This is a genomic window from Nostoc sp., assembly GCF_036918245.1.
Taxonomy (GTDB): domain Bacteria; phylum Cyanobacteriota; class Cyanobacteriia; order Cyanobacteriales; family Nostocaceae; genus Nostoc.
Map to the genome: position 1 here is coordinate 43,045 of NZ_JBALEF010000098.1, position 11,823 is coordinate 54,867.

5 protein-coding genes are annotated in these 11,823 nt (G+C 44.0%); all 5 read left to right on the plus strand.

The window, feature by feature from the left end:
- The first annotated feature begins 35 nt into the window (after positions 1–35).
- The 5 genes from rtcA (at position 36) to V7L12_RS28610 (ending at position 11,670) form a co-directional block, all read left to right on the plus strand.
- Positions 36–1,082: an RNA 3'-terminal phosphate cyclase gene (gene rtcA, locus V7L12_RS28590; RefSeq protein ID WP_335089529.1), complete on the plus strand. Its 1,047-nt coding sequence runs from the start codon at positions 36–38 to the stop codon at positions 1,080–1,082.
- A 174-nt stretch (positions 1,083–1,256) separates the two neighbouring features.
- Entirely contained in the window at positions 1,257–1,727 is a 471-nt protein-coding gene (locus V7L12_RS28595; protein WP_335089531.1) for a toll/interleukin-1 receptor domain-containing protein, read from the plus strand.
- A gap of 113 nt (positions 1,728–1,840) precedes the next feature.
- Complete coding sequence (locus tag V7L12_RS28600; RefSeq protein ID WP_335089533.1) at positions 1,841–2,923, plus strand: toll/interleukin-1 receptor domain-containing protein; 1,083 nt, start codon at positions 1,841–1,843, stop codon at positions 2,921–2,923.
- Positions 2,924–4,142: 1,219 nt separating this feature from the next.
- Positions 4,143–6,479, plus strand: a complete 2,337-nt coding sequence (locus tag V7L12_RS28605; RefSeq protein ID WP_335089535.1) for an EF-hand domain-containing protein — start codon at positions 4,143–4,145, stop codon at positions 6,477–6,479.
- A gap of 925 nt (positions 6,480–7,404) precedes the next feature.
- Positions 7,405–11,670, plus strand: a complete 4,266-nt coding sequence (locus tag V7L12_RS28610; RefSeq protein ID WP_335089537.1) for an ATP-binding protein — start codon at positions 7,405–7,407, stop codon at positions 11,668–11,670.
- The last annotated feature ends 153 nt before the right edge of the window (positions 11,671–11,823 follow it).

An 11,823-nucleotide genomic window follows, 5' to 3' on the forward strand; every position in this document is an offset into this window, starting at 1 on the left:
GGATAACCCAAAATCCAACATTCCAATAATCGCCCATGATTGAAATTGACGGTTCCTACGGAGAGGGAGGCGGACAAGTTCTTCGTACTTCCTTAAGTCTAGCCGCCATCACCGGTGAACCCATACGAATTACAGGCATTCGCGCTGGACGCAAAAAGCCAGGATTAGCAGCACAACACTTAACAGCAGTTCGGGCTGCGGCGAGAATTTGTAATGCCCAACTACGGGGTGATGCTTTGGGTTCAATGCTGCTGGAATTCATCCCAGGTAGTGCTGTGCAAGCTGGAATTTATACCTTTGATGTTAGTAAAGCACAACAAGGTGGTTCTGCGGGTGCGATCGCTCTGGTTTTACAGACAATTCTCTTACCTTTGGCACTAGCATCTGGCAATTCTCAAGTAACACTAAAGGGTGGAACTCATGTGAACTTTAGCCCGACAGCGACGTACATTGAGCAAGTTTATCTGCCGATACTGCAACGCATGGGTGTAGAGGCCCAAGTCAAGTTAGGCGCTTGGGGGTGGTATCCCCAAGGTGGGGGAGAGGTAGAGTTACAGGTAGATGGCGGTGGTAAACTCGGTGGGATCAACTTGTTGGAACGGGGCGATTTACAACAGGTGCGTGGACTAGCAGTGGTGACGGAATTGCCTTCCCATATTCCGCAACGGATGGCGAATCGTGCCGAGAATTTGTTACGGTCAGCCCATTTAAAAGTTACTGTACAGACCTTGCGAGAAAAAGGTGTGGCACCTGGGGCGGGTATTTTCCTAACTGCTGAGTATCAGAATAGTTTAACTGGATTTGGTGGATTTGGGCGTTTGCGGTTGTCGGCGGAAACAGTTGCAGAGATTGCTTGTCAGCAACTGCTTGAGTTTCATTACACCGGCGCACCAGTAGATGAACATTTAGCAGATCAGTTATTATTGCCAGCTGCTTTAGCTTCACAAGAAAGTCAGTATCGAGTAGCTGAAGTGAGTAGGCATTTGACGACAAATGCAGCAGTTATTGAACAGTTTGGGCTGGCGCAAATAACAGTAGATGAAGCTGATAAAATAGTGTCGGTAAAGAGTTTGAATAGATGAACAAGTGCTATTACTTTAGTAGTGCTATATGGTAGAGTCTTATAAAGAACTATTCTGTAAATTCAAATCAATCTTGTGATCCCTTCTACCTTCAAATAAAAGCTGCAAGTTTTAGCAGACAACTTTGATAAAGATTTAAACCTACTTTCAGAGATTCGAGTCATAAAGCAACTTATGTCATTGCAACCTGATCAAGCTATTGAAGTGTTTTATTCTTATGCTCATGAAGATGAAAAACTTCGCGACAAACTAGAAAAGCACCTCACTCTTTTAAGGCGGGAAGGAGTGATTACAGAATGGCACGATCGCAAAATTGGAGCAGGAAAAGAATGGCACAATGAGATAGACACTCACTTAGATTCATCTCAAATAATTTTGCTGCTTGTAAGTGCAAATTTTATCGCTTCAGATTATTGCTGGGATGTTGAAGTCAAACGGGCAATGGAAAGGCATGAAACCAAAGAATCCAGAGTTATCCCTATAATTCTCGACTCTGTTGATTGGAAGAGCGCACCGTTTGGAAAGCTTCAAGCCCTGCCCAAAGACGCTAAACCTATTAAGAAGTGGGGAAATCGTAGTGATGCATTTTTAAGTGTTGCTGAAGGTATCCGGTTAGTAGCAAAAGAATTGGCAGTAAGTTCATAGAAATTCACTGTTGAAAATTCATAATTAAGACTGAGTAAATTATCAAAAATTTAAATAAAAAATGCTATGAAAAGAAAGTAATAATTTTTTCAGATTAATAGGTGCTAAGGTCAATGCCTGCTACTAAGATTGTCAAAGTTTTTTATTGCTGCTCTGACTCTGCTCAAGATGAAGAAATGCGGCAAAAACTAGAGAATCACCTCAGCATTTTGAAGCGGCAAGGTGCGATCACCAATTGGCACAAAGGCATGATCAGCCCAGGTAAGGAATGGGAAAGTGAGATTGATATAAATTTAAAGACAGCCGAGATAATTTTAGTGCTAATTAGTTCAGAATTTACTGCTTCAGATTACCACTGGAATGTTTTGGCGAAACAAGCTATGAAACAGCATAAAGCTAAAACATCTCGTGTTATTACTATTCTGCTTCGTCCAGTCGATAATTATTGGAAGGTCGCATTCCCCAATGTCAAAGTTTTACCCAAGGATGGAAGACCTGTCACTAAATGGAGACCCTATGATAATGCTTTTGAAAATATTGCTATAGGTATTCGAGAAGTAGCCGAGGAACTTACCGATTCTACCTTCCTTATTAAAAAAATTCTGCGTTGGATTAGGGGAATTGTGATACTTATTACAAAAGCTGCTGGAAACACTTTTATGTATGTGGCAAGAGCAACCTTTTCATATTTGTTTAGACCATCAAGGTCTCGTCGCCGGAATAGAGTCAGCAACATCGCTGTGAAACTAGTTATTTTCCTTGTATTAGGTAACATACTTCTACGCTTCATTTCTCAACCACCTGATATATTAGAGATCCCTTCATCAGCACCTAAACCAACTTTAAATTCAACAAAAATAGTAAATCCTACTGGCTGGATATGGATAGGTATGGTTAATAAAACCTCAGGTAGTTTATCTGTTGGACAAAAACTAGTTCTTCAACCATCAAATCCTAAACAATTTCCTCGTATTGAGCCTCCTGTCATTCCATCACCAGGAACAATCGTAACTGTTAAATATGAAGTCAATTTAATAAAGGAAAAATCTTTATCTGGAAAAACAATCGTTAAACTTAAAAAAGGAGAAAAGCTAGTTATCTTGAAAGTAGAGCCTTTCTCAAAGGTTGCAAAAAATTCGCCTTACATTAAATTGAAAGCGCAAGTTCGCAAATGTAACTCAATTTGTAATAAATAGTACTAAGATAGGCTAAATATATTTCAGCACTAACACTTTGCCTCTATTCCCGATGACAAATTATGCGTGGGTGTATGGCAACATAGAAAATTGCCTCATTTCTAAGAGTTGAAATGAGGCAAAGGCAAAGGAGCTTTTATAAGCGGAGACAGAAAACTTTTGATACTTTCTCTAGGGGCATTTGCAATCAATCCCCTAAAACCAGATTTGTTGTAAGAATAAGCAAATGACAAATTTACAAGGCGATCGCAAATAGGGTTACAACTGAGTTCCGTTGTTCCTGATACTTACTATTTACTTAAATATCGAACATAGCCTTTGAATTTACCTCTGCTAAAGGCATATATTTAGGTTAAGTTAGTTTGCGATCGCAAATACAAGGGATTGGGAATTGGGCATGGGGCATCGGGCATTAGACACAGAGATATTTGTTGTTGGCTGTGGTTATGCCCAATCGGGTATAGGACTCTTGCATCTAGTAAATTATGCTCTTGGATGAACGTTTGAGCTTTGTGGATGAACCTTTGAACTTTGTGGATGAACGTTTAAGCTTCGTCAACGATATGTGGCATCATCTTCACGACTAACATCTGCCAAGCGCTGAACACCCACGTATCGTTTGAAGAAAGCGCCTAGATAGTTTTCGAGCACGCTTATATTTCATCGCCCGATGACATTTACAGTAGGTAGATATTTTAAGATACTACAAAATATTTTTTGCAAAAGACCTAATTTTTGCAATATCGTGCATGGAGTGTTCAGCAAAATAGAAATTTACCCTATTCCCAACACTAGAAATAAGGCAAAGGCGTTTTTATAAGGGAAGATAGAAAATTTTTGAGTATAGCAGCGTAAATAATTAAAGGTTTGTAGTGATGATTTTAGTCCTCTCTGCGAGAGGCTACGCGAACAAATCAGGGCTGAAACACTTACCATAAAATAATCTTCAGATTTTTGATATTACTTAATATAGTTTGATTTATTCTCGCTGACTTAGTTAGTTTATCTAGGAGCATTTGCAATTAAACTCGTAAAACTGCATTTATTGCAACAATAAGCAACTGAAAAATTTACTAAGCGACTGCAAGTAAGGTTGAGACTAAGTTCAGTCGTTCCTAATACTTGGTATTTACCTAACATAACTAGACAGCATTGAAGTAGCTGTTAGAAAACATGGTAATAAATTTATTAGTGACAAATATAGAATTGGAACAAAACCATGATTGATGAACAAGAAATAGAAAAATTGTGGCAAGCTTTCAAAGTATTAGACGTAGACGGCAACGGAGCGATCTCAACCGAGGAACTAGGGGAGGTAATGCGATCGCTAGGGCAAAATCCCACGGAAGCGGGGCTGCGTGACTTGATTAAGGAGATTGACGTTGACTTGTCAGGCACTATCGATTTTGAAGAATTTAAAACGCTGATGATCGCGAAGGTAGGCGATCGCCAAAGCCGCCTGAAGTTAGCCTTCAGCGCCTTTGATGAAGACGGTAGCGGTGAAATTACTGCCGTTGAACTGCGGACAGTTATGACTCAGTTTGGGCTGACAGACGCTGAGTTGAAAGAGATGTTGCAGGAAGTAGATCATGATGGCGATGGCTCAATTGACTTTGAGGAATTCTGTCAGCTAGTACCGGAGGAGTCAGAGAGCAAAACTGGTTATCAAGACTCACCGATTTCTCTTAACAGTTCGCTCAAGACAGTTGCTACTTCCAATGAGGCCGCAGCAGCCAGCACCCAGCCGACGCCAGAAGCAACGGCTCCAGAGTTGGCACAGCTAAGAGAACAGTTAGTACAACACCCAAACTCACCGAATCAGAAAAAAAGCGGTACGTCTCCCTTACAAATGCAGATTGGTCTGTTTCGTTTGATTCAAGGAGCAGCCTACCGCAGTTTTCGTGAGAGTTTCTCCGCAAATCACGAAACTCACTTGCGGGTGAAAAACTTGCCATACAAAATTACTGATTTTGTGGAGTTTGTCAAACAAGCGATCGCACTATACAAAGCATTAGGTATAGTATCCGAAGATTGCTACCCCGTCTTAGATGCAGTGGTTGAATCAATTGCCGATGAATATGCCCGATTGCAGGAGCGGATCAAAAACTGGCAAACAGTGGCAAAGACACCAGAAATGTTGGCAGAACAGCAAGCGATTTTAGAAGCACGGAGTAAATTTGCCAATGTCAAAGAAAAGTTTGCAGCTGGAGTCGAGTTTGCAATTACGATCAAAAAGAAAAGTCTCAGCTTGGGTGACATCGTAGAAGGTGTGCTGGCCATTAACGAACTTAATCGTCTCAGGGGAATAGAACTGAACGAAGAAATGGCTCCACCACCAACTAAATCTGCGGGAAATCCAAAAGACTACTTGAACAAGTGGAACCGCGTCATTCTCGGACAGGCAACTGAGGAAATAGATGGTGCAATCATGCCAGTAGTATACTGGTATGAAGACTTTATGCCAAAATTGTTGGCAGCGTTTAGTGTTTATACCACAGCAGATATCCAAAGTAACACCGTACCCGACGAGGCGGCTTTGGATGAGTGGTATCAGTGTACAAAAAACTCAGGAGAATTTAACCGCTACGGGGCGGATGTTGCCGAAAATTTTCCCCATTGCACTCCCAAACAGAAATTGATACTCAAACAAGCATGGCGGTTAACGCATCACTACCTGAATGGAGTGCAGAAACGCCGCGAACGCCTAGAGTTTGGGCGAGAATCAGGTGCGCTATCACAGTATGTAGCATTCATTGATGTTTATCTAGATCGGACTGAGGTGAAGGATTCCCAAATGCGAGTCAGCTTCCCCTACTACATTGGCCCGGCAGTCTGGCGCTTCTTCCATACCACAGCTGAGATTGTGTGTACCAAGACACCAGAACAGCAAAAAGCCGCAGTAGCAATCTTCAAAGATTTCTTCCAACTGTTTGCCACAATGTACCCCTGTCCTTACTGCCGCCACCACCTGAATATGTACGTTGTCCAAAATAAAGAAGTGGATATGTATCCTGTAGAGTACCTGGTGCTTGGGCGTGATCCCAACCTGACTGACTTTGAGGTATCATTGCAGGCGAAATTATCCACCGTGGTAGATGGTTCCTCCCTGCGGTTATTCTTCTGGAAACTGCATAACACCGTTTCTTCTTCCATTGCGCGATCGGAAGAATGGTATCACAAGGATGAGAAAGCGTTCTACACCACCCGTTTTTGGCCCAGCCTTGACTCGGAGTTAGCAAGAGCCAATGCACTCAAATACACCAGCATAGAAACTGCTCGCATCTACAACATCTATGGAACTCTTAAGCCATTGGCACGGCTGACAGGGGTAAAAACAGAATTGCCAAAGCTGCTAGAGAAGGGCGATGCGAATAATCTCAAGGAAGCGTGTATAGTTGCACAGAATCACATCAAGGATTTAGAAGAAGCTGTCTTTAGCGGAAAGTTTCTCCAAGAAACATACTACTTTGAACCTAGCCTTGTGGATAAACCTCCACTCTTCACCCCTGAAGAAGAAGAGTTTGCCCGAACCGGTATGTTTACAGAAACGATTTAAATACTTATAGGACTTAGGCACTGTACAAATTAATCATGGTATGTATTCACGAAAATAGGTCGTTTCAGGTCTTTATTAATTGTTCTTTGACGATCGGTAAACCCGCGCTGTAGGGGCACAGCATTGCTCATTGGTGTCAACTTAAGCTGAAACTCCTTTAAAACCTCGTTTCCAGCTTCTGGCTGGAAATGCTGCTCCTGGTGGCTCTGCCGCCAGCAAGGGAGGCAGGCAGAGCCTCTAGGACAGCATTCCCAGTCTCTGACTGGGAACGAGACAATATCTAAAAGCTGGTTCTAGGCTGGCTTTCACGTTAAGTTGACACCAATGAAAACCTCTCAACCCAAAGCCAGTACGTCAGATTTCTTGTTTTCTTTTAGGTTTTATCGCCCTCATTGCTGATTTGCTCCACGGTTTCTCGATTCATCTTCATCGCAGGAGTTCCTTCCCTCAAACCCCTGTTAATGGCTTTTACTATTCCAACTCTTTCTAGTTGTAAAATACCTACACCTGTCAGCCCCCTCGCTCTGACTTGAAAGTGCTGAGTGCTGTTAGCGGATAGCTAAGGTTGAGCCAGTGCTGAGTCAAAATACCAGTCCCCAGTCATTCTTTCATCCAAGGCTTTTGAAACTTGTTTTATAGGCACTGCCTCCTGCCTTTCTTCGGAGATGTCTAATGAGAATCACCCTTGGTAGCTTGAAATATCGATGATATAAAGGAGACAATAAAAATAGAAACTTGCCCCGAAAAGGCAATTTCAATGCTTTGAAAAGTCACAGCAGAGTTGGCATCTCACGCTGTATATGCCTTTGAATATCCTCTAAAATAACTGTTTAGAAACGTAAAAGTCTAATTTATAGAGGATTTTTCCTAACAGACAACCACTGATGTAGCCTGTAACCAACACATGACCAATCGAGAGGAATTAATGAAAAACAAGTCAACGTTAGCAAGCAACGCCGACGTAAATTTCCTTATCGGTGGGGGTGAAATGGGTGCTAGGATGCGAGAACAGGATTGGTCAAAAACTTCCCTTGGTCCAACACAGCACTGGCCACAGAGTTTGAAGACTGCCGTGCGAATTATGCTAACTTCCCGTCAACCCATGTTTGTTTGGTGGGGTGAGGAACTGATTAACCTTTACAATGACGCTTACAAGGCGATTATTGGCGGCAAACATCCAGAAGCACTTGGCCAGCCAGCTTCATACGTGTGGCGGGAAATATGGGATCAGGTTGCGCCTCGAGCCGAATCAGCGATGCTGAAGAATGAGGGTACTTACGACGAAGCGCTGCTGCTAATTATGGAGCGCAATGGCTACCCAGAAGAAACCTATTATACTTTTTCATATAGCCCGGTTCCTAATGACCAGGGCGACACAGGCGGGATCATCTGCGCTAACACAGACGACACGCAGCGGATTATCAGTGAGCGTCAGTTGGCACTTTTGCGCGAACTAGCGGCGAGGACGGCAGACGCGCGGACATTCGATGAAGCCTGTACGCTAAGTGCGAGTTGTCTGGAGAGCAACCCTTACGATCTCCCTTTCGCAATGATTTATCTGGTCGATCCCGATAAGCAGGAAGTTTTTCTGGCTGGAACGTGTCGCATTGGGCAAAACCACATAGTAGTTCCAGAAACAGTGGCTCTCAATGCTGATGGGGTTTGGCCCTTTGCGGAAGTGATCGGAACGCATCAAGCCAAACTGATTTCCGATTTGGAAGTGTCTTTTAGTAGTCTACCCTATGGTGTTTGGCAGCGATCGCCCCATCAAGCGATCGCAGTGCCCATTGCCGCATCCGGTCAAACCGGAAAAGCTGGTATATTAATCGCTGGTTTGAACCCCTTCAGGCTATTCGACGACAATTATCAAGGATTCATTGATTTAGTTGCGGCTCAAATTGCAGCCAGCATCGCTAACGCCCAAGCTTACGAGGAAGAACGCAAACGCGCTGAAGTCTTGGCAGAAATTGATCGCGCGAAAACCGTCTTCTTCAGCAACGTCAGCCACGAGTTCCGTACCCCACTTACTCTGATGTTGGGGCCATTAGAGGACACCTTAACCACTTGTGCTACTCTGCTTCCAGCCAAAGAACGAGAGCAGCTAGAAATGGTGCAACGCAACGGACTTCGGCTGCTGAAACTGGTCAACAGCTTGCTAGATTTTTCACGCATTGAAGCCGGAAGGGTTCAAGCATCTTATGAACCCACCAACCTTGCCACCTTCACCGCAGAACTAGCTAGTGTATTTCGTTCAGCGATAGAACGGGCAGAGATGCAGTTATCAGTTAATTGTCCTTCCCTGCCAGAACCAGTATATGTAGATCGAGAGATGTGGGAAAAGATTGTTCTTAATCTGCTCTCGAATGCCTTCAAGTTCACGATGGCTGGAGAAATTGCAGTCAGTTTACAGTGGTCAAATGACCATATTGAGTTTGCAGTCAAAGACACAGGAATCGGTATTTCAGCCGCAGAAATCCCCCACCTTTTTAAACGATTTCACCGCGTCAAAGGGGCGCAAGGACGAACTTTTGAAGGGTCAGGAATTGGATTGTCACTGGTGCAAGAATTGGTGCAAATGCATGGTGGAACAGTTGATGTTACCAGTCTTCTCGGAGCAGGCAGTTGCTTTACTGTGTCAATTCCAACAGGATATGCTCATTTGCCTCCAGACCGGATTAGTGCCCCGCGAACTTTAGCTTCAACTGCATTAGGAGCGACACCCTATCTAGAAGAAGCCCTGCGGTGGCTACCGGAAGATGCAGGGGAGCAGGGGAGCATACTTCGACTGCGCTCAGTAACCGGGGGAGCAGGGGAGAAGGAAGTATTTTCCCCTCTGCCTCTGTGCCCCTCTGCACCCTCTGCTAGAATTCTCCTGGCTGACGACAATTCAGATATGCGCGATTATGTTAAGCGGCTATTAAGTCAGCAGTATGAGGTGGAATCAGTGCCGGACGGTTTAGCTGCTTTGGATTCTGCTCGTGGGCATGTTCCAGACTTGGTAATCACAGATGTCATGATGCCTGGATTAGATGGCTTTGGGCTACTGCAAGCATTACGAGCCGATCCGCAGACGCAAAAAGTTCCAATCATTCTGTTGTCGGCACGGGCGGGAGAAGAGGCGCGGGTGGAAGGGTTAGAAGCGGGAGCCGATGATTATCTGATTAAACCTTTCTCTGCCCGTGAATTGTTGGCGCGAGTAGAGGCAGCCCTAAAAATGGCTCGTCTCCGCCAAGAGGCAATGGAACGCGAACAAGGGTTGCGAATTGAAGCTGAGGTAGCCAAAGCACACCTAGAGACTGTCATCGCTGGCATCCAAGACCAGTTCTTCGTATTGGATCGAGAGTGGCGTTATACCTTTGTCAATCAACGGGTAGTAGAAATTGTTGGCATCCCAAAGGAAGAGTTGCTAGGTAAGATCGTTTGGGAAGTGTTTCCCGATGTGGTTAAAAGCGAGTTTGATACCCAGGTTCATCGAGCGATTGCACAACACACCGTTGTTCAGTTTGAATACTTTTATCCAGCTTGGCAGCGCTGGTTTGAAAATCGCATCTACCCCTTTGCAGAAGGAGTCAGCATTTTTGTTACAGACATTAGCGATCGCAAACAGGCAGAAAAAGCACTTCGTGAAAGCGAAGAAAAGTTCCGCAACATGGCTGATAATGCCCCCTTCATGGTTTGGGTAACAGACACCAATAGCTACTGTACCTACCTCAGTCAAAGCTGGTACGATTTTACAGGTCAAAGCGAGGAAATGGGTTTGGGATTTGGGCGGTTAAATGCTGTGCATCCAGAGGACTACAATGACGCCAGGAATGTTTTTCTGGAAGCTAATAGGAGTTACTCGGCTTTCCGTTTGGAGTACCGCTTGCGGCGCAAAGACGGCAAATATCGCTCTTGCATGGATGCGGCTAATCCGTGGTTTGGAGTGGACGGTCAGTTTAAAGGTTACATCGGCTCAGTGATTGACATTACCGAACGCAAAGTTGCAGAAGCCGAACGCGATCGCCTCTTGGAACTTGAGCAAGCTGCCAGAACTGAAGCTGAAAGAGCCAACCGGATTAAAGATGAGTTTCTGGCGGTGCTTTCCCATGAATTGCGATCGCCTCTCAATCCGATTCTTGGTTGGGCGAGACTCTTGCAGACTCGTGAGTTTGACGCAGCAGGATTGAAGAAAGCGATCGCAACTATCGAGCGGAATGCTCAATTACAAGCTCAACTAATTGAAGATTTGCTCGATGTCTCTCGGATTTTACAAGGCAAGCTCAACCTGAAGATGTTGCCTGTCAACCTAGTATTTGTGATTGAGGGGGGATTGGAAACAGTGCGTTTGGCAGCAGAAGCTAAAAATATTCAAATTCAAACGATGCTGGATACTTCTTTTGGGGAAGTTTTGGGTGATTCCGGTCGTTTACAACAAGTTATCTGGAATCTCTTATCGAATGCCGTTAAATTCACTCCTGAAGGAGGAAAGATTGATATTCAACTGGAGCGCGTTGACACTCAAGCTCAAATTACCGTTAGTGACACAGGTAAGGGAATCAGCCCTGACTTTCTGCCTTATGTGTTTGAATATTTTCGTCAGGCTGATAGTACAATAACCCGAAAATTTGGTGGCTTGGGGTTAGGGTTAGCAATTGTTCATCATTTGGTAGAATTACATGGCGGCACGATTTGGGCAGAAAGTTTAGGTGAAGGGCAAGGAGCTACTTTTAGAGTCATGATACCACTAATTAAAAAAGATTTAACTCCAAAACAACACATAGATATTGCGGCATTAAATCCTTCTTCTTTGACTGAAATCCTTGCAGGTACCCAAATCTTAGTTGTAGATGATGACGATGATACCCGTGACTTCCACACATTTGTGCTAGAACAGGCTGGAGCAATGGTGACAGCAGTGACATCAGCAAAAGAAGCATTGCAAATTTTGGCAGAGTCAGAACCAGATATGCTGCTCAGTGATATTGGGATGCCAGAGATGGATGGCTATATGTTGATGCGCCAAGTTAAAGCATTGCAGGCAAACCAAGCCAAACAAATTCCGGCGATCGCTTTAACTGCTTATGCCGGAGAAATCAATCAGCAACAAGCGCTTGAATCAGGGTTTCAAAAGCATCTGTCCAAACCTGTCGAACCAGATGAGTTAGTCAAGGCAATTGCAACTCTGATTGGTCGAAGTGGGAATGTCTAAGTATTCAGTTGCGGTGCATAGACCGCGTAAATGTCTGCACACGAGAAATTGATAAATTTGGCGTTGCTGAGTGCGGTATGAATCAATTGAACACCAGGATAAAACGATACTTCAAGTAGTGAAGTAATAATCGAATAGAGTATTTCAGTATTT

What these genes read in the sequence shown, in the direction of transcription:
- V7L12_RS28610 (WP_335089537.1), top strand. Translation starts at nt 7,405, where the DNA reads ATGAAAAACAAGTCAACGTTAGCAAGCAACGCCGACGTAAATTTCCTT.
- V7L12_RS28605 (WP_335089535.1), top strand. Translation starts at nt 4,143, where the DNA reads ATGATTGATGAACAAGAAATAGAAAAATTGTGGCAAGCTTTCAAAGTA.
- V7L12_RS28600 (WP_335089533.1), top strand. Translation starts at nt 1,841, where the DNA reads ATGCCTGCTACTAAGATTGTCAAAGTTTTTTATTGCTGCTCTGACTCT.
- rtcA (WP_335089529.1), top strand. Translation starts at nt 36, where the DNA reads ATGATTGAAATTGACGGTTCCTACGGAGAGGGAGGCGGACAAGTTCTT.
- V7L12_RS28595 (WP_335089531.1), top strand. Translation starts at nt 1,257, where the DNA reads ATGTCATTGCAACCTGATCAAGCTATTGAAGTGTTTTATTCTTATGCT.